This is a genomic window from Streptomyces zhihengii, assembly GCF_016919245.1.
GTDB lineage: Bacteria > Actinomycetota > Actinomycetes > Streptomycetales > Streptomycetaceae > Streptomyces > Streptomyces zhihengii.
In genome coordinates this window covers 3,137,851-3,155,414 of sequence record NZ_JAFEJA010000001.1, presented here as the reverse complement: position 1 = coordinate 3,155,414, position 17,564 = coordinate 3,137,851, and the positions used below count along the sequence as shown (strand labels likewise).

The window sequence follows — 17,564 nt, the reverse complement described above, 5'->3', positions numbered from 1 at the left end:
AGCCGTGAGGACTACGGCAGGTTGTGCACGTGCGGACCGACCGCGTTGGACCAGGCGTTGCCCGCGGTGGCGTCCCAGTTGGTGGACCAGGTCATCGCGCCGCGCAGGGACGGGTAGGTCTTCGACGGCTTGAAGGCGCCGCAGCCGGTGCCCCGGGTCAGGCAGTCCAGGGCGTTCTTCACGATGGACGGGTCGACGTAGCCGCTGCCGGCGCCGCGGGTCGACGCGGGCACGCCGAGGCCGACCTGGGAGGCGTCCAGGCCGCCCTCCAGCTGGATGCAGGCGAGCGCGGTGAGGAAGTCCACCGAGCCCTGCGAGTACACCTTGCCGTCGCAGCCGAGCATCGAACCGCTGTTGTAGTACTGCATGTTGACGACTGTGAGGATGTCCTTCACGGCGAGCGCCAGCTTGAAGTACTCGGTGTTGGTGTTCTGCATGTCGATGGTCTGCGGGGCCATCGTCAGCACCATCGACGAGCCCGCCTTGGCCGAGAGCTGCCGCAGCGCCTTCGTCAGGTAGGTCGAGTTGATGCCGTGCTCCAGGTCGATGTCGACGCCGCTGAAGCCGTACTCCTGCATCAGCGCCCAGGCGCTGTTGGCGAAGGCGGTCGCGGAGGCGTCGCTGTTGATCGTGACGTTGCCCTTCTCGCCGCCCACCGAGATGATCACGGACTTGCCGGCGGCCTTCTTGGCGGCGACGTCCGCCTTGAACTCGTCGACGGAGCCGTAGCCGACCGCCGGGTCGAGGTTGAAGACGATCTGGCCCGGGGTGGCCGTGGAGTCGGCGAAGGAGACCGCGATGATGTCGTACTGCGCCTGCACGTCGCGCAGCTTCTGCACCGTGGCGCCGTTGTTGAAGTTCTGCCAGTAGCCCGTCAGCGCGTGCTTCGGCACGGCCGGGTTGCCCGGGTTGCCGGTGCTCTTGCTCGTCCGGCCGGTGACCGCGGCCGACTTGGCGGACTCGCCCGCCGCGTTGGCCGCGCTGACCTGGAACTGGTAGGCGGTGTCGGCGGCCAGGCCGGTGACGGTGGCGGAGGAGCCGCTCACCGACTGGACCTTGGCGCCGTCGCGGTAGACGTGGTAGCCGGTGGCGCCGGAGACCGCGCTCCAGCTCAGGGCCACGGAGGAGGTCGTCACGGTGCCGACCGAGGGGGCGCCGGGGACCGCGGGCACGACCGGGTCGGGGTCGGTGCCCCCGCCGCCGTCGGGACCGAAGACGCTCACGTCGTCGACGTGGTAGGCGGGGGTGCCGTACCAGCCGTGGGTGTACACCGTGACCGAGGTGGTGTTCGGGCCGGTGGTGAAGGTGGTGGAGAGCTTCGTCCAGTCGCCGCCGGGCGTCCAGGTGGACACGTCGGTGGTGCCGGTGCCGCTCGCGCCCAGGTAGGTGAGGCCGCCCTGGACCCAGGCACTGGTCGTGTAGGTCGCGTTGGGCTTCACGGTCAGGGTCTGCGTGCAGCGGGCGTTGTCCATGCCCGCGGGCGTGGCCTTCAGGGCGCCCGCGCCGGTGCGGACGGGGGAGGAGACGGCGGAGCCGCTGCCGGCCGAGCAGGTCCAGTTGCTCAGCCCGGTCTCGAAGCCCGCGTTCTTGACGACGTTGACGTCGGCGGCCTGGGCGGTGCCCGCCGTGCCCAGGAGACAGAGCCCGGTGCCGACGGCGAGCGCCACGCCGGCGCCCACCAATCTGCGGGCGGGTGAGGTGCGGTCCACTTGCGTCCTCCGGTGGGGGAGTCGGGGGGTACGGGAGGTTGCCGGAGACCCGGCACCGGGGCTCCCGGAGCCGGGGCACCGAACGGTGGCCACCGTGGAGGTACAAGCTGGTCCAGACCAATTCGGTTGTCAAGACCTCTGACGGAAGGTGAGGCCCCGTCAGTCCCCGTCCTGGAGACGGTCGGCCGCCCATCCGGCGACACAGCCCAGCGCCAGCACGGCACTGGACATCAGCACCCCCTCCGCCGCCAGCTCCCCTCCCTGGAGGGCCAGATTGAGCGCCTGCGCGGCCAGCGGCACCGCCAGCACGGCGAGCAGGTGCGGGCCCGTCCGGTACCGGAACGGCGGCCGGTGCACCCGCCCCGCCGCCCACGCGGACAGGGCCACGCACACCGCGTTGGGCAGATGGATCAGCAGCAGCCGGCCGGTGAACGACTCCGTCCCGCCCTCCGAGGCGAACTGCTCCCAGACGAGGGTGACCTGCACGTACTCCGTGAAGAGCAGGACGACGATGCCCGCCGCCCACGCCTTCGTCAGCGCGAGGAACCCCGCCCCGCGGCCGTCGTCGTACCGGGCGGGGGCCCCGGGGTGGTCGTAGCGCGTCATCTGGTGCCTGCCTTCCTCGTCGTGCCTGTGGGGGGAGCCGCCGGGAGCGGTGCGGGCGGCCGTGCGCGCGGGGGCGTGCGTGCCGCGGACCGTCTCACGGCGGTACGTCTTACGGCAGCCCGGTGAGGAACAGCGCCGCGCTGCCCGCGGTGACCAGCGCGCAGCCGGCGGCGGCCACGGCCCCCCGCAGGACCGGCGAACGCCCGCAGGTACCGGCGACGCTCGCCGAGCCACGGGGGTCCTCCGGGCGGTAGCGCACGGTCACGGGCGTCCCGCTGCTCATCGGGTACGGGCTGAAGTCCTCGAACTCGACCACCTCCCCGGTCGCCGTGCGGAAGGCGAACCAGTGCCGCGCGGCCCCGGTGCACCGGCGCGCCGGCGGCTCCACGCGCACGCACTCCCCGCCGGTGGTGACGGCGTGCCGGACGGCCCGCAGCAGCCCCGCGAGACGCCCCGCGCGGAACGCGGTGAGCACGCCGAGGAGCAGGGTGGTCACCCCGAGGAGGAGTTGCCCCTCCGCCGTTCCCGCCGCCACCGGCCCGCCCGCCTCCCCGTCCGTGTCCACCGCCCGCCGCCTGTCCCGCCCGGCGCCGCGCCCGCTGCCCACCGCCCGCCGTCCGCGCGATGCCGTTCCCGCCGCCCGGCCCGGCGCCGTCTCCCTCCGCCCGCCGCTCCGCGCGGCTCCCGCGCTACTTCACCGAGATGCTCTCGACGATCCGGCGCACGTCCGCGTCCGAGAGCACCCCCTGTGCCGTGTCCACCCGCACCGCGTACGCCGTCTCCGCGGAGTCGAGCCCCGCGACGATCACCCCGTCGACCCGGGTGCCCTCGGCGGGGCCGCCCGGCTCTCCCGGCGCGGTGAACGTGAAGTCGATCCGCCTGGCGTCCCGCACCTTCTCGCCGCCCGCGACCCGGACGTCCCGCTGCCCCTCCACCGTCGCGCCGAGCGCGATGCCCGCCTCCGCGCCGATCGCCGCCTGCTCGGGCGTCCGGGCGTTGGTGAAGCCGAGCTGGACGGTGATCACGGCGACCGTCCGCCCGCCCTCCTCCAGCGTCGCCGCCGCGGCGTTGTACGTGCTGCGCTCGCCGGGGCCCTGCTCGGTGAAGGACGCCGGACGGGCCACCTCCACGGAGTCGGTCCGCATGACCTGCCAGCCGTCGGGCACCTGCGCCCCCGCCGGATCGTCCCCGCACGCGGTGACCAGCAGGGCGAGCGCGGCCAGCCCCGCCGCGCACGCGCCCCGCCGCGGCCCGCGGCGCCTCGCGCCGCCGCCCTTCGTCCCGGTGAATGTGCTGCTCATGGTGTGTGCGCTCCCCTCGGCCCGGTCAGTTCGCACAGTAGCTGTACGGCATGTAGTCGCGGCTGTTCCCGTTGGGCGCCCCGAGGAACTCGGCGTTCTGCAGGGTCTCCTCCTTCTTCTCGGTCGAGACCGAGAAGCCGAGGCTCAACCCCAGGTTGAGCTCGAAGCCGTACTCCGCCGCCTGGGTCTCCCCGGTGTACACCGTGCGGCTCGACAGGCCCTCGTCGAAGAGGAGCTGCCCGAACGGGTCGTCGTCGCCCGGCCGGGCCGTCGGCGCCTTGTCCGAGAACATGTACGCGAACGGCGCGCCCCGGTCGCCGCCCCCGTCCAGCCACGCCTGGGCGATCGCCCGCTGCTCCGCGCCCTCCGCGCCCGGCGCCAGGACCACCGAGTTGGTGACGACCTCGATCCCGGTCGTCTGGTCGGAGCCCTTCACCCCGCCGCTGCCGCCGCGCTTGTCGTCGCCGGACTTCCCGTTGTCCCCGCCGGCCTTGGCGCCGTCCTTGGTGGCGCCCTTCTCGACGGTGCGCGTCATGTCGATGCGCAGCAGTTCGCCGGTCTTCTTGTCGTGGGTGACGGTGATGGTGCCCGTCTGCGTGGTGGAGGCGGAGGCCTCCCCGCTGATCGGACCGGCCTCGTAGCCCACCTTGGTGCCGTACTCGACGGCGGCCGAGTAGGTGTAGGACTTGGTGCCCTTGTGGTTGTTGTCCGTCCAGGTCACCTCGGGCGCGAACTTGAAGTTGCCGCCGAGGGTGGCGCTCAGCTTCTTGTCGTCCCCCGCGCCGATCTTGATGCCGCCGGCGGCGCTCGCCTCGAAGCCGACCTTGCCGTAGCTGATGTGCCGGTCGCCGAGCTTCTCCTCGATCCGGTCGCGCAGCTTCTCCTCCTCGGCCATCGGGCCCTTGCCGAAGAGGTACAGCAGGCTGTTGCCGAGCCCGCCGCCGCGCGAGTTGGCGTGCCGGTTGGAGAGTTCGTAGGTCTTCAGGCTCTCGATGTCGTCCCGGAACGCCTGTGCGTCCGCCTCGCTGTCGAAGACCCAGGTGTCGCCGTTGGTCACCTTGATACCGGCCCCCAGCTCGACCTTGTCCGAGCCGAACTTCCCCACCTTCGCGCCGGGCTTCCAGTCCTTCTTCGCGGCGATCGACGCGGCGTCGGTGAACGTCATGGTGACCTGCTGGTCGTTCTCGTCGACCTTGCCGTCGCCGTTGACGTCGGTCTTCGCCTGGAACGTCTGCTGCTGGAAGCCGTACTCCTCGCCCCACTCGATGAAGAGGACCTTGGCCTTCGCCCCCGCCTTGTCGCTGAACGACGAGACCTGGCAGAGCGGGGGCTCGTAGTCGGCGTCGGTGCGGGGGGCGTCGGCGGTGTCCGCCGAGCCGGCGCAGGCGGCGCCGTCGATCGCGCAGATGATCTTCTTGGTGATCGCGGCGCCTATTCCGGAACCGGTCACGGCTCCGACGAGCGTGGCGACGACCACCACGACGCCGAGGTACTCGGTCGCCGTCGCCCCCCGGTCACGTCTCATCGGACGCCCCCTTCCCAGGTCGCACGCGTGCTTCGCACACGGAATCGGAATCGGAGCGTACGCACGCCCCCTGGCGCCTGGCGTGGGCCTGAGGGCCCAATGCGGGCCCAAACAGCAGAATCGATGGACCACAATGCGACGCCATGTGACAGGAGTTGACGAACGACTGTTTTCTCCTTGTTTTCCGGGCACCATGCGTCACGGGTTGCCCACGGGGGGTCCGAAAACTGTTCTCTGCCCGGAAGGACCTGGCTAGAGTGCTGAGAGGAGCACGAGCAGTGGAGAAGCGGCGGCCGGTTGCCCGGCGGCCGGATCCGAACGGGGAAATTGAGCGTGCAGACCGCCATCGCCGTCACCAGCGCTGATCTGGTGCTACCGCCGACGGACCAGCACACGCCGACGGCTGCGCTGCTGCCGCCGCCCGACGCCCAGCCGCTGGACGCCGCGCTGGCCGACATGCAGGTCCTGCTGGAGCAGCACGGCTACGCCGTCGTGCTCTACCCCGCCTCCCTGCCGGTGGCCCACGAGCGCAGACTGCACACCGTCCGCTCGGTGCTGGAGACCGACCGCCTCGCCCTGCTGAAGGTGGGCCTGCCGCCGCTCGGTCTCGCCGTACTCGTGCGCCAGCTCCGCCAGTTGTCCATCTGCGACTTCAGCGCCGGCATCATCGCCTCGGCGGCACGGCTGCTCGCGCACTACATCCACGCGGGCGCCGTACTCAACTCGGTGGCCCGGCTCGACCGGGTGCCGGTCAGCCTGAAGTCCCACGCCAAGTCATGGGTGCCCGGGACCCAGTTCGGGGTGCTGGCCAACCCGAGCCCGGAACTCGTGCGGATCGGCGCCGGGGAGCTGACGGGCCCCCAGTTCGGCAACCAGCTCGTCGTCGCCAAGGGACAGCTCCAGAGCGACTGGGTCACCGCCACCCTCGCTCCCGCCTGGCACTGCCAGGCCGTCCACGAGGCGGTGCTGCCCGGGGAGTCGCCGCGCTGGTGGGGCACTCCCAAGCTGGTCGAATTCGCGGCCTATCTGCCCGACATCACCCTCATCTACCAGCTCGTCTCCTCGGTGAAGAGGGAGAAATGCTCCTGGTGCGGTCTGGAGATCATCGGCGACCGCTGCGGCTTCTGCGCCGCACCGCTCCTTTCCGCCGAGAACCGAACCGGCGTGTCCGGTGTCCTGAACCAGGGAACACCCATGCACCAGAGTTCGTAACCGCCGAACAGCACTCGACACGGCCGGTGGCGGCGATGCACCGCCGGGGCCCGGCCGGGCCGAACCGTCCGCCCTCTCGTCCCCACTCCCCAACGAGGTCGTCCCGCTCATGAATTCACGGCAACGTCGCGGTGTCATTCTTCTGCTCCTCTCCGTCCTCTGCGCCTTCGGTGCCTTCGTCGGCGTGCTGTCGGTGATCAGCGATGTGAATTCCAAGGTCGGACCGGAGGTGACGGCCTATCGCATCAAGTCGGACGTCGCGCCGTACACGCAGCTCCAGGCGGACCAGTTCGAGAAGATCAGCATGCCCGAGCGGTGGCTTTCGACCAGCGCGGTGACCGACATATCCATGGTCGACGGGAAGATCGCCGTCACCCAGCTCCGCAAGGGGTCGCTCCTCCAGACGGACATGTACGTCAAGCGCCCGGCGCTGGAGAACGGCGAGCAGGAGATCGCCATCATGATCGACGCGGCCACCGGCGTCGCCGGCAAGATCACCCCGGGCGACCTGGTCAACATCTTCGCCACCTTCGGCGAGGAGGGCCGCGGCGACGAGGGCCAGGTCGCCGAGTCCCGGATCATCGTCCCGAACGCCAAGGTCATCGACGTCGGCAGGCTCACCGCGCTGGAGCCCCGCCGCGACGACCGGGACGCCGTCGCCACCCAGGCCGTCCCCATCACCTTCGCCCTCAACACCCAGGACGCCCAGCGCGTCGCGTACGCCGAGTCCTTCGCCGTCCACGTCCGTCTCGCCCTGATCGCCAAGGGCAGTCCCACCACGCTTCGTCCGGGTGAAGGCAAGTACACCCTCGACGAGGACCGGAACAAGTGAGGGCCGGATGACGACACGCATCCTCCCGGCCGTCGGTGACGCCGACGCCTCCCGATCCATCACCACGCTGCTCAGCCAGCTCCCGGAGGCCGAGCCCGCGGCCCCGGTGGCCGACTCCACCACCCTGCTCGACACCCTCGCGCGCCTGGCCGGCGAGTCCCTGGACGAGCTGCCCGAAGTGGTCCTGGTGCACGAGCGGATCGGGCCCGTGCCGGCGCTGGAGCTGATACGCGAGGTGGCGCTGCGCTTCCCCGCGGTCGGCGTCGTCCTGGTCACCGCCGACGCCAGTCCGGGGCTGTACTCGGCCGCGATGGACTCGGGCGCCCGCGGACTCGTGGCCCTGCCCCTGTCGTACGAGGAGCTCACCCAGCGGGTGCAGGCCGCCGCCTCCTGGTCGCTCGGCGTCCGCCGGCACCTGGGACACAGCGGCGACGTCTTCACCGGGCCCGGCGGCACCGTGCTCACCGTCTCCGGCGCCAAGGGCGGGGTGGGGACCACCCTCACCGCGGTGCAACTGGCGCTCGCGGCACGGGCGTCGGGCATGACCACGGCCCTGGTCGACATGGACCTCCAGGCCGGCGACGTCGCCTCCTACCTGGACGCGCCGTTCCGCCGTTCGATCGCCGACCTGGCGGGGATCCAGGACATCTCGCCCCGGGTCCTGCAGGACGCCGTCTTCAGCCACGACACCGGCATCGGGCTGCTGCTCGCCCCCGGCGAGGGCGAGCGCGGCGAGGAGGTCAACGACCGGGCCGTGCGCCAGATCGTCAGCGCCCTGCGCAACCGCTACGAGGTCGTGGTCATCGACTGCGGCACCCAGATGAACAGCGCCAACGCGGCGGCCATCGAGATGGCCGACACCACCCTGCTGGTGACCACCCCCGACGTGGTCGCGGTCCGGGCCGCCAAGCGCATGGTCCGGCTCTGGGACCGGCTCCAGATCCGCAAGGCCGAGGAGACGGTCACCCTCGTCAACCGCTTCATCCGCAACACCGAGATCCAGCCCGCCCTCATCGAACGCATCACCGGCACCCGGGTGGCCAGGACCTCCGTACCGGCGAACTTCAAGGAACTCCAGGCGTCCGTCGACGCGGGCCGCATGCAGGACCTGGAGGCCAAGTCGTCCGTCAAACAGGCCCTGTGGGGACTGGCGGGCGAACTGGGAATCGTGAAGGCGCCCGAAGGCAAGGACAAGGCGGGTAAGTTCCGGGGCGACCGGGGCTCCATCGGCGTACGCCGCCGGCGCGGCGACAAGGGGGAGAGTTGAGCGATGCGCGTGCTGAGCGCACCATCGACGGGAACGGCGGTCCTGCGCGGGGACGGTGACACGGGCCGCCGCGGGCGGCTCGGCGACCGGGGGCAGGTGGCGGTCGAGTTCCTCGGCATGCTGCCGCTGATCGCGGCCGTCTGCGTCATCCTCTGGCAGTCGGCCCTGCTGGGCTACACCTACATCCTGGCCGGCGACGCGGCCGACTCGGCCGCCCGCGAGGGCGCCGTCGGCCTCGCCGGGCAGGCGCAGTGCCAGGCCGCCGCGCGGGAGGACCTCGGCACCTGGCGCGAAGGGGCCTCGGTCTCCTGCGGCTCCGCCGCGGGCGGGCTGTACGAGGCCGAGGTGGAGCTGAAGGTCCCGGTGCTCTTCCCGGGCTTCGTCAGCTTCCCCTTCCACGTCACCGGCCACGCCGCCACCGTCGAGGAGGGGTGGTGACCATGTCCGTGCGCCGGCGCGACCGCGGCCAGGTCTCCCTGGAGTTCACCGGCTTCCTCCCGCTGCTGCTGCTCCTCGCGCTCGCCGCAGTCCAGCTCGGCATCGCGGCCTACGCGGGCGTCCAGGCCGGCACCGCCGCCCGGGCCGCCGCGCGGGCGGACGGCGACGACGACTGGCGCACCCACAGCGCCCACGCCGGCCGCGCGGCCGTGAGCGGCTGGCTCACCGACGAGCCGGGCGACTACGTCCACACCTCCCGTGCCGGCGGCAGGGAGGTCACCTCGACCGTGCGGATCAGGATCCCCTCCGTCGTGCCCTTCATCGACGACTGGGGGTACGCCGAGCGCAGCTCCACCATGCCCAAGGACTGAGCCGGACCGTACGACCGCTCCGTACTGCTGAGGAGAGCCACACATGAGCCTGCGGGCACGCATCACCGCCCCCGAGGACCGCGGGGGCGGGCGCGACGACGGCCATCTGGTCGCCACCTACCGCGCCAAACTCCTCGAGGAGATCGACCTCGCGGAGATGTCCTCGCTGGCCGCCGCGGACCGGCGGGCACGGCTGGAGCGCGTGCTCGGGCACATCATCAGCCGTGAGGGACCGGTGCTCTCGGCGTCCGAGCGCTCGCAGCTCATCCGGCGCGTGGTGGACGAGGCCCTCGGGCTCGGTGTGCTCGAACCGCTGCTGGAGGACGCCTCCATCACCGAGATCATGGTCAACGGCCCCGACCAGATCTTCGTCGAGCGCGGCGGCCGGGTCGAACTGCTGCCCCTGCGCTTCGCGTCGAACGAGCAGCTCATGCAGACGATCGAGCGCATCGTCTCCACCGTGAACCGCAGGGTCGACGAGTCCAACCCGATGGTGGACGCCCGCCTGCCCTCCGGCGAGCGGGTCAACGTCATCATCCCGCCGCTCGCGCTCTCCGGGGCGACCCTCACCATCCGGCGCTTCCCCCGGGCGTTCACCCTGCACGAGATGATCGGGTTCGGCTCGCTCGACGAGCAGATGCTCTTCCTGCTGTCGGCGCTGGTGCAGGCGAAGCTCAACATCATCGTCTCGGGTGCCACGGGCACCGGGAAGACCACGCTGCTCAACGCCCTCTCCGGGCTGATCCCCGAGGGCGAGCGGGTCATCACCATCGAGGACTCGGCCGAGCTCCAGCTCCAGCAGCAGCATGTGATCCGCCTGGAGTCCCGCCCGGCGAACGTCGAGGGCAAGGGACAGATCACCATCCGCGACCTGGTCCGCAACTCGCTGCGCATGCGCCCCGACCGGATCGTGGTCGGCGAGGTCCGCGGCGGCGAGACGCTTGACATGCTCCAGGCCATGTCGACGGGTCACGACGGATCGCTCGCCACCGTCCACGCCAACAGCGCCGAGGACGCCCTGATGCGCCTCCAGACGCTCGCCTCCATGTCCGAGGTGAAGATCCCGTTCGAGGCGCTCCGCGACCAGATCAACAGCGCCGTCGACTGCATCGTCCAGCTCACCCGGCACGCCGACGGCGCCCGCAAGATCAGCGAGATCGCGCTCCTCGACTCACGGGGCCAGGAGCCCTACCGGCTGGCGACCGTGGCCCGCTTCGACGCCCGGCCCATGGCCGCGGACGGGCGCGTGCACGGCACCTTCGCCCACCACCCGCTGCCCCGCCGGCTGGCCGACCGGCTCTTCATGGCGAGCCAGCCCGTGCCCCAGGCCTTCGGCGTCGCCGCGCACCAGGACCAGCTCGCCGTCCGAGAGGCCAGGTAGGCATCCCATGACCAACACCGCTCTGCTGACCATCGGGGGCACGCTCCTGTGCGGGGTGCTCGCCGTGACGGGCGTCCACGCGTGGTCCTCCGGGCGCTCCCAGCACCGCGCGCTGCTCGACCGGCTCTCCCAGACCGGCGCGATGGAGGAGGCCGGCGGACGCAGGCGCCGCTTCGGCGCCGTCGACCGCCGCCTCCGGGGCACCTCCCTGGGCCGGCGCATCGAGCTGCGGCTCGCGGCGACGGGTCTCGACATCACACCCGGCGAGTTCTTCGTCGGCATGGTCGTCGGCGTCGCCGGACTGTGGATCACCGCCCAGACGGTCTTCGCCTCGTTCTTCGGCCCCATCGCCGGACTGCTCGGCATCTGGGGGGCCTTCGGCTTCCTCAACTGGCAGCGCAACAAGCGGATCGAGAAGTTCATCAACCAGCTCCCCGAGCTCTCCCGCATCCTCGCCAACGCGACCCAGGCCGGACTCGCGCTGCGGACGGCCCTGTCGATGGCCGCCGAGGAACTGGAGGCACCGGCGGGCGAGGAACTCGGCCGGGTCGCCGACAAGCTGGCCGTCGGCCACTCCGTCGACGACGCGCTCGGCGAGCTCGCCGACCGGCTCCCCTCCCGTGAGCTGGTCGTCCTGGTCACCACCCTGGTGCTCTCCAACCGGGCCGGCGGCACCGTCGTCGGCTCGCTGCGCAACCTCACCGAGACGCTGGAGGAGCGCAAGGAGACCCGGCGCGAGGTCCGCACCCAGCTCTCGCAGGTCAACATGACCGCCTACGCCGTCCCCGCCATGGGCCTCGGCGCCCTGCTGCTGCTCGACCGGGTGATGCCCGGCGCCATCGACCGGATGACCAACTCCTTCATCGGCCAGACCGCGGTGGTCGTCGCACTCGTCATGTACGGCCTCGGCGTGTTCGTCATCCGCCGCCTGTCCAAGATCGACGTCTGACGGGAGCCACCGCCATGACCGGACTGGGCCTCGCGTTCCTGATCGCCCTGTGCGTCGCGGGAGCGTTCCACGGCATACGGATGTACCGCGCCGACGCCAAGCTCCCCGGCGACCTCGCCGTCGCCCTGGAGGTCGGCGCCACCCGGACCACCGCCGTCGGCTCCGCCGTCGACCGGCTCGGCATGCGCTACGCGGACTCCGTGCTGCGGATGATGGGCCCCGCCCGGGTCAACAAGGTGCGCCGCAGGATCGACCTCGCCGGCAACCCGGGCGGCCTCACCATCGACCGCTACGCCGCCCGCCGCGCCGTCTACGGCGCGCTCGGCTTCTTCGGCGCGCTCGCGATGGTGCTCCGCGGCCAGCCCTTCCTGGCCCTCTTCATGGTCGCGTTCGGCCTCTTCTGGGTGGAGGTCGGCATCTTCGCGGCCATCCGCCAGCGCAAGGAGCAGATCGAGCGGACCCTGCCCGACTTCCTCGACGTCCTCGCCGTCGTCGTCAGCGCGGGCCTCGGGTTCCGCGAGGCGCTGGAGCGCGTCGCCGACAAGTACGAGGGCCCCTGGGCCGACGAACTGCGCATCACCCTGCGCCAGATGGACATGGGCGTCGGCCGCCGCAAGGCGTTCGAGGAACTGCGCCGGCGCAACGACTCCGAGCAGGTCGCCCAGTTCGTCACCGCGCTCCAGCAGGGCGAGGAACTGGGCGCCCCGATCACCGAGACGCTCATCCAGATCGCGAACGACATGCGCCGCACCGACGCCCAGAACGCCCGCCGCCGTGCCGCGAAGGCGGTCCCCAAGGCCACGCTCACCATCACGTCGATCATGGTCCCGGCCACGATGATCCTGCTGGTCGCCGCGTTCGTCTTCGGCGCCGACGCCGACTTCAGCTCGGTCGGGGGCTGACACCGTGCCACCGGAGGGGGAACCGCAGTGGCCCTGCACATCGGGAGGATAACGGGAGGCCTCGGGCCCGCCTCGCTGGCCCGCGCCGCCGCGAGCCCCGACACCCTGCCCACCCTGACGATCCAGATCAACGCCCTCCAGGCGCTCTGCCGTCAGGTCTTCGGCTTCCGGCTCGCGATGATCGCCCTCGCCGCCCCGATCGCCCTCGGCTCGGCACGCCCCGGACTGCCCACCTACCTGGTCGCCTCCGGAGTGCTCGTCACCTTCATGTTCTCCTACGGGCTGTTCCGCGACTGGGAACGCTGGGGCCCGCTGCTGCTCCGCCACCCGGCGCTGCTCGCCGTCGACGCCCTCTTCGGCTCCCTGCTGCTCGTCACCGCCGGACCGGACAGCACCCTCGGCTACGTCACCATCTGCACCCCGCTCCTCGCCGGACTGGTCTACGGATGGCGCGGGGCCGCCTTCTTCGCCTGCCTCCAGGCCCTGATCCTCTTCGCCGTGTACGGGGCGGACGGCGACGCCGTCGCCACCGCGGGGAACTCGCTCCTGCTGCCCGGCTTCTGCGTCGTCGCCGGAGCCGTCGGCGTCACCCTGCGCAACCTGCTGCTGCGCTTCGGCTCCGCCAGCCAGGCGCTCACCGAGGCCCGCGCGCGGCTGGCCGTCACGGAGGCGATCAGCAGCGAGCGGTCCCGGCTGGCCCGCGAGATGCACGACTCCGTCGCCAAGACCCTGCACGGGCTGGCCCTCGCCGCCGACGGGCTCGCCGCCACGGCCGACCGGATGGACCCGCTCACCGTCCGCCACCAGGCGGAACTCGTCGCCCGGTCGGCCCGCCGCGCCGCCGCCGAGTCGCGCGAGCTCCTCGGCGACCTGCGCCGCGGCGACGACCTCCAGTCCGCCGGCGTCGACGTGATCGGTGAACTCCAGGCCAAGGCCGAGGACTTCGGGCGCCGGACCGGGATCGCCGTCGAGGTCCGCCGGCTGACCGGGCCGCCCGTGCCGCCGGTGCCCCGCGCCGTGGCCCGGCAGATGCTGACCATCGCCGGCGAGGCGCTGGAGAACAGCAGCCGGCACGCCCGGGCGACACAGGTCCGCACCGAGTCCGGAATCGTCGACGGCATGCTGCGCATCAGCGTCGTCGACAACGGCGCCGGACTGCCGCCCGGCACCACCCTCGAAGGACTCCGCAAGGCCGGGCACTTCGGCCTGGTCGGCATGGTGGAGCGGGCGGCCGGGATCGGTGCCCGCATCCGCATCGGCCGGGGGCGCGCCGCCGCCGGCACCGAAGTACGCCTGGACCTGCCGCTCGCGGCGGTCCTCCCGGCGACGGCCGCGCCGCCCGGGCCGTCCACCGCCTGACACCGCACCCACCGTCCCCACGACGCACCACCCTCTGGGAGGAGGCCGCACGATGCAGGACGAGAGCTCACGCACCTCGGGTCAGCAGTTCATCGCCCCCCATGCCTCACAGCACACGTCGTCCCACGCCACTCCGCTCCATTCACAGCGCCCGCCCGCCCCCCACCCCGCCCCGCTCCGTCCCGCGGCACCGCGGGCACCACTGCGGGTCGTCGTCGCCGACGACAACCCCGTGGTCCGGGCGGGACTGACCGTGCTGCTCGGCGGACGAGAGGACATCGCCGTCGTCGCCGAGGCGGCCGACGGGGCCGAGGCGCTGCGGGCCGCCAGGGCCCACCGCCCGGACGTCATCCTGCTCGACGTCCGGATGCCCGGCGTCGACGGCATCTCCGCCCTGCCCTACCTGGCCCAGGCGGCCCCCGTGATGATGCTGACGTACAGCCGCGAGAGCGAGATCGTGCACGAGGCCCTGCGCCTCGGCGCCGGCGGCTACCTCGTCCACGGGGAGTTCACCGCCGACCAGTTGGTGGCCGCCGTACGGGACGTCCAGGAGGGGCGCGCCCACTTCACCGCCACGGCCGCGAACGCCCTGCTGGACCGGTTCCGCCAGGACGGCGGCACGGCCGGCGCGCACCCCCTGCCGGACGGGCTCGGTGCCGCCTACGCCCCCCGGCCCGCGTATCCGGTCCAGCCGCCCGGGCCGATCGGTGGCCAAGCGCCGCCCGGGAGCCTCGGCGCCCGTCCGATCGTCTCGACTTCATCGAATACCGGCGAAGTTGCTTCGCATCTGCAATCGAATGTGGGACAGTCTTCCGTACGGCCGGGGGGTGGCACGGTTCCGCACGGCAACACCTCTCAACAAGGGCGCGACAAAAGCGAGTTCGGTCTGAGTTCGAGGGAGGTGGAGGTGATGGACCTGATCGCGTCGGGCATGAGCAATCAGCAGATCGCCGCCACCTGCTTCATCAGTGAGAAGACGGTCAAGAACCACATCAACCGCATCTTCGCGAAGCTGCACAGCACCAGCCGGAGCGAGGCGATCGCGGTCTGGATCGGCACCGCACGGACCGACCACGGATTCGGCAGGGGGGTGACGGGGCGTGGGTGACGCCATGGAGTCCGGGGGGCGTGAGACCCATCCGCGTGCTTCCCGGACCCAACTCCGCGATTGGGCCCCGGAATGGGCCCAGGGACCCTCTGCCGGGACCCCTCGTCCCGCGTACGTTTCCGGTGTCGAAAGCGGGGAGCACCGCACAGCCGGTGGCTCCGCGGACGACACCGAGACTTACGCGTCGGCCGGCCAGCGGTCGGCCGAACCCGAAGGGGGACGACATGTCGAACGACACTCTGCTGAAGGCCACCGTCAACACGCAGCTCCGCGTCAACGGCTGGAAGAACACGGTCGTCCGTCGGATGACCGACCGCGAGCGCTCCAAGGGCCAGACCGCGCTGGAGTACCTGGGCATCATCATGGTCGTCGTGGTGATCATCGGTGCGATCGTCGGTACGGGCATCGGCGGCAAGATCACCACCAAGATCAACGAGCAGATCGACAAGATCAAGGCTGGCTGAGCCGCTTGCTCGACCGCAGCACGAAGGATCAAGGGCAGGCATTCCCCATCTATGTGGTGATGGTGGGGGGCCTGCTCTTCCTCGCGTTCGCATTCTTCGCAGTCGGACAGGCATCGGCGACCCGGAACACCGCGCAGGGCGCGGCGGACGCCGCGGCGCTCGCGGCGGCCCAGGACGCCCGGGCGAAGCTCACGGCCGAGTGGCTCGACGCACTCCAGGACCCGACCGCATGGCGGGACATCTTCGACGGCTACACGCCGATCACCCCGTCGTGCGGGGTGGCCGCGCAGTTCGCGGCCAAGAACGGCGCCGTCCTCGACGGGCTGCCGGGCTGCCGGCCGGAACCGGGCCTCCCGCTGACCTTCAGCGTCAGCGTGAAGACGCAGAAGCCCGTCGGCGACTCGGTCATCCCCGGCACCGAGTCCAAGTTCGGCACGGCCGACGCCAAAGCCGCCGTCAAGCCGCTGTGCGATTTCGACCTTCCGGACGACCTCGACATACTTCCCGTGCTCAAGTGTCCCTCCGGCAACTGGGATCTCGAGGACAGCCTGACGGACCTCCCCGACGCGAAGGACCTCTTCGACGTCACCTTGGTCGACTGATAGCGAATACGAGAGAAGGATTCCCACTCATGAGCATTCGGCGCATCCTGCAGTCACGCAGGGGGGCGGCAGCGGTGGTGATCACCGCCACCCTGGCCCTCACCGTGGCCGGCTGCGGCGGGGACGCGGACAAGGCGTCGGACAAGGAGAAGACCGCTTCGGCCAAGCCCGGCGCGGAAGGCTCCGAGAACGACGAGCCCGGAAAGGTCGTCCCCGACACCGGCACCACGCTTGCCACGGTCAAGGGCCCCAAGGACATCGATCTGATCATCAACTCCGTGAAGCGGGAGTCGGGCGGCTTCGTCACGGTGAACGGTCAGATGAAGAACAACGGGGCCGAGGCCTTCTACGACATGTCCGCCTGGCGGGGCACCGAGCAGGAGGTCCTCGCGGGCGGCATCTCGGTGGCCGGCGCGACGCTCGTCGACAAGGCGGGGAAGAAGCGCTACTACATTCTCCGGGACACGGACGGCCGCTGCCTCTGCACGGCGGGCCTGGACAAGATCGAAGCCGGCAAGGCGATCCCGGTCTTCTTCCAGTTCCCCGCTCCTCCCGAGTCGACCACGGAGATCGACTTCCAGCTTCCGACGTTCCCGACCGTCGCGGTCGAGATCTCGGGGTGAGCGGCACCATGACACCGACCCCCAAGCGCGGCAGAGCTCCCCGCCTGGCGCTGTCCGCCTTCACCGCCGTCGCCCTGCTCGCCGGGAGCCATGTCCTGACGGCGCAGCAGGCCCATGCCGAGGACAAGCCGAGTGTCCCGCCGGGCACCGAGGCCTCCGCGGCCCCGCCGGTCGAGGTCGATCCTGAGGACCCCGGCCTCAAGATGGTCGACGGCGGCACCCTCGCCCCCGCCAAGGTCCTGGACATCAAGTCCGTGATCGAGTCCGAGGGCGGCGAGGAGCGCCGCGAGGACACGAACTCGGACGTGAAGTACGCCCTCCAGGCCGAAGTGCTCTTCGGCAAGGACAGCGCGCGGCTCGGCCCCGCCGCCAACGGCCGCATCCAGGCCATCGCCGCCGAGATCACGAAGGAGAACGCGAAGAAGGTCCGCATCTTCGGGTTCACCGACAACCTCGGCTCCTCGGCGCACGGCGACGTGCTGTCGAAGCAGCGCGCGGACGCCGTGCACTCGGTGCTGGCGAAGGCGCTGAGCGACGCCGGGATCACCTACGAGGTCCGCGGCTACGGCGAGCAGTTCCCCATCGCCGACAACTCCAACGAAGAGGGCCGCAAGAAGAACCGCCGCGTGGAGGTGTCCTACCCCCGCGGAGCGGGCGGCTGACGCGCCCGCCGCACGGACGACGGCCGGCCGCCCGCGGGTGGGCGGCCGTTCCCGTTCCCGCCCCCGCAGCGGCCCGACGTCCCCATCGCGCCCCCGCAGCGGCCCGACGGCCCGCCCGCGCCTCCGCAGCGGCCCGCCCGCGCCCCCGCCGCGGCCCGTCCGTTCCCGACCGCCCCCCCCGCGACGGGCCGTCCGGCATACGCGCGAAACCCCGACACGGCGCAATGAGACCGGTGTTGGGCCCGGGGGCCCA

Annotated in this window: 19 protein-coding genes; 14 read left to right on the top strand and 5 right to left on the bottom strand. The window is 71.6% G+C overall.

The window, feature by feature from the left end; all coding sequences use genetic code 11:
• Positions 1 to 11: 11 nt before the first annotated feature.
• The 5 genes from JE024_RS12950 to JE024_RS12930 form a co-directional block, all read right to left on the bottom strand.
• On the bottom strand, positions 12 to 1,709 hold the full coding sequence (locus tag JE024_RS12950; RefSeq protein ID WP_205373736.1) for a chitinase: 1,698 nt from the start codon (positions 1,707 to 1,709) through the stop codon (positions 12 to 14).
• Positions 1,710 to 1,868: 159 nt separating this feature from the next.
• Positions 1,869 to 2,315, bottom strand: a complete 447-nt coding sequence (locus JE024_RS12945; RefSeq protein ID WP_205373735.1) for a hypothetical protein — start codon at positions 2,313 to 2,315, stop codon at positions 1,869 to 1,871.
• 109 nt (positions 2,316 to 2,424) lie between these two features.
• Positions 2,425 to 2,880, bottom strand: a complete 456-nt coding sequence (locus tag JE024_RS12940) for a DUF3592 domain-containing protein (RefSeq protein WP_205373734.1) — start codon at positions 2,878 to 2,880, stop codon at positions 2,425 to 2,427.
• Between the two features lie 124 nt (positions 2,881 to 3,004).
• Positions 3,005 to 3,616, bottom strand: a complete 612-nt coding sequence (locus JE024_RS12935; protein ID WP_205373733.1) for a hypothetical protein — start codon at positions 3,614 to 3,616, stop codon at positions 3,005 to 3,007.
• A gap of 25 nt (positions 3,617 to 3,641) precedes the next feature.
• Entirely contained in the window at positions 3,642 to 5,141 is a 1,500-nt protein-coding gene (locus JE024_RS12930; protein WP_205373732.1) for a hypothetical protein, read from the bottom strand.
• A 333-nt stretch (positions 5,142 to 5,474) separates the two neighbouring features.
• Here JE024_RS12930 and JE024_RS12925 point away from each other — a divergent pair, with 333 nt between their 5' ends.
• The 14 genes from JE024_RS12925 (at position 5,475) to JE024_RS12860 (ending at position 17,311) form a co-directional block, all read left to right on the top strand.
• Positions 5,475 to 6,353, top strand: a complete 879-nt coding sequence (locus JE024_RS12925; RefSeq protein WP_205373731.1) for a hypothetical protein — start codon at positions 5,475 to 5,477, stop codon at positions 6,351 to 6,353.
• 109 nt (positions 6,354 to 6,462) lie between these two features.
• Positions 6,463 to 7,185, top strand: a complete 723-nt coding sequence (gene cpaB, locus JE024_RS12920; RefSeq protein WP_205373730.1) for a Flp pilus assembly protein CpaB — start codon at positions 6,463 to 6,465, stop codon at positions 7,183 to 7,185.
• A 7-nt stretch (positions 7,186 to 7,192) separates the two neighbouring features.
• The gene (locus JE024_RS12915; protein WP_205373729.1) at positions 7,193 to 8,452 is read left to right on the top strand and encodes a CpaE/TadZ family protein; all 1,260 of its coding nucleotides are present in this window, start codon (positions 7,193 to 7,195) and stop codon (positions 8,450 to 8,452) included.
• Positions 8,453 to 8,455: 3 nt separating this feature from the next.
• Positions 8,456 to 8,890 carry a TadE/TadG family type IV pilus assembly protein gene (locus JE024_RS12910; protein WP_244882814.1) on the top strand — a complete coding sequence of 145 codons (435 nt, stop codon included), beginning with the start codon at positions 8,456 to 8,458 and terminating at the stop codon, positions 8,888 to 8,890.
• Positions 8,891 to 8,892: 2 nt separating this feature from the next.
• A complete protein-coding gene (locus tag JE024_RS12905) occupies positions 8,893 to 9,261 on the top strand; it encodes a TadE/TadG family type IV pilus assembly protein (RefSeq protein WP_205376521.1) in 369 nt (122 codons plus the stop codon).
• A gap of 43 nt (positions 9,262 to 9,304) precedes the next feature.
• Positions 9,305 to 10,642, top strand: coding sequence for a TadA family conjugal transfer-associated ATPase (locus JE024_RS12900; RefSeq protein ID WP_205373728.1), 1,338 nt, complete (start codon positions 9,305 to 9,307; stop codon positions 10,640 to 10,642).
• A 7-nt stretch (positions 10,643 to 10,649) separates the two neighbouring features.
• Positions 10,650 to 11,591, top strand: a complete 942-nt coding sequence (locus JE024_RS12895; RefSeq protein WP_205373727.1) for a type II secretion system F family protein — start codon at positions 10,650 to 10,652, stop codon at positions 11,589 to 11,591.
• Positions 11,592 to 11,605: 14 nt separating this feature from the next.
• Positions 11,606 to 12,493 carry a DUF5936 domain-containing protein gene (locus JE024_RS12890; RefSeq protein WP_205373726.1) on the top strand — a complete coding sequence of 296 codons (888 nt, stop codon included), beginning with the start codon at positions 11,606 to 11,608 and terminating at the stop codon, positions 12,491 to 12,493.
• Between the two features lie 27 nt (positions 12,494 to 12,520).
• Positions 12,521 to 13,852 carry a sensor histidine kinase gene (locus JE024_RS12885; RefSeq protein ID WP_372449800.1) on the top strand — a complete coding sequence of 444 codons (1,332 nt, stop codon included), beginning with the start codon at positions 12,521 to 12,523 and terminating at the stop codon, positions 13,850 to 13,852.
• A 52-nt stretch (positions 13,853 to 13,904) separates the two neighbouring features.
• On the top strand, positions 13,905 to 14,960 hold the full coding sequence (locus JE024_RS12880; RefSeq protein WP_205373725.1) for a response regulator transcription factor: 1,056 nt from the start codon (positions 13,905 to 13,907) through the stop codon (positions 14,958 to 14,960).
• Between the two features lie 224 nt (positions 14,961 to 15,184).
• The gene (locus JE024_RS12875) at positions 15,185 to 15,424 is read left to right on the top strand and encodes a hypothetical protein (protein WP_205373724.1); all 240 of its coding nucleotides are present in this window, start codon (positions 15,185 to 15,187) and stop codon (positions 15,422 to 15,424) included.
• A 5-nt stretch (positions 15,425 to 15,429) separates the two neighbouring features.
• The gene (locus JE024_RS12870) at positions 15,430 to 16,026 is read left to right on the top strand and encodes a pilus assembly protein TadG-related protein (protein ID WP_205373723.1); all 597 of its coding nucleotides are present in this window, start codon (positions 15,430 to 15,432) and stop codon (positions 16,024 to 16,026) included.
• A 29-nt stretch (positions 16,027 to 16,055) separates the two neighbouring features.
• A complete protein-coding gene (locus tag JE024_RS12865) occupies positions 16,056 to 16,649 on the top strand; it encodes a hypothetical protein (RefSeq protein ID WP_205373722.1) in 594 nt (197 codons plus the stop codon).
• Positions 16,650 to 16,657: 8 nt separating this feature from the next.
• Positions 16,658 to 17,311 carry an OmpA family protein gene (locus tag JE024_RS12860; protein ID WP_205373721.1) on the top strand — a complete coding sequence of 218 codons (654 nt, stop codon included), beginning with the start codon at positions 16,658 to 16,660 and terminating at the stop codon, positions 17,309 to 17,311.
• Positions 17,312 to 17,564: the final 253 nt, after the last annotated feature.

Bases quoted from the DNA above. Each gene is read 5' to 3' on its own strand.
- JE024_RS12945 (WP_205373735.1), bottom strand. From the start codon at position 2,315: ATGACGCGCTACGACCACCCCGGGGCCCCCGCCCGGTACGACGACGGC.
- cpaB (WP_205373730.1), top strand. From the start codon at position 6,463: ATGAATTCACGGCAACGTCGCGGTGTCATTCTTCTGCTCCTCTCCGTC.
- JE024_RS12875 (WP_205373724.1), top strand. From the start codon at position 15,185: ATGTCGAACGACACTCTGCTGAAGGCCACCGTCAACACGCAGCTCCGC.
- JE024_RS12860 (WP_205373721.1), top strand. From the start codon at position 16,658: ATGACACCGACCCCCAAGCGCGGCAGAGCTCCCCGCCTGGCGCTGTCC.
- JE024_RS12900 (WP_205373728.1), top strand. From the start codon at position 9,305: ATGAGCCTGCGGGCACGCATCACCGCCCCCGAGGACCGCGGGGGCGGG.
- JE024_RS12890 (WP_205373726.1), top strand. From the start codon at position 11,606: ATGACCGGACTGGGCCTCGCGTTCCTGATCGCCCTGTGCGTCGCGGGA.
- JE024_RS12915 (WP_205373729.1), top strand. From the start codon at position 7,193: ATGACGACACGCATCCTCCCGGCCGTCGGTGACGCCGACGCCTCCCGA.
- JE024_RS12880 (WP_205373725.1), top strand. From the start codon at position 13,905: ATGCAGGACGAGAGCTCACGCACCTCGGGTCAGCAGTTCATCGCCCCC.
- JE024_RS12935 (WP_205373733.1), bottom strand. From the start codon at position 3,616: ATGAGCAGCACATTCACCGGGACGAAGGGCGGCGGCGCGAGGCGCCGC.
- JE024_RS12905 (WP_205376521.1), top strand. From the start codon at position 8,893: ATGTCCGTGCGCCGGCGCGACCGCGGCCAGGTCTCCCTGGAGTTCACC.
- JE024_RS12910 (WP_244882814.1), top strand. From the start codon at position 8,456: ATGCGCGTGCTGAGCGCACCATCGACGGGAACGGCGGTCCTGCGCGGG.
- JE024_RS12930 (WP_205373732.1), bottom strand. From the start codon at position 5,141: ATGAGACGTGACCGGGGGGCGACGGCGACCGAGTACCTCGGCGTCGTG.
- JE024_RS12865 (WP_205373722.1), top strand. From the start codon at position 16,056: ATGAGCATTCGGCGCATCCTGCAGTCACGCAGGGGGGCGGCAGCGGTG.
- JE024_RS12895 (WP_205373727.1), top strand. From the start codon at position 10,650: ATGACCAACACCGCTCTGCTGACCATCGGGGGCACGCTCCTGTGCGGG.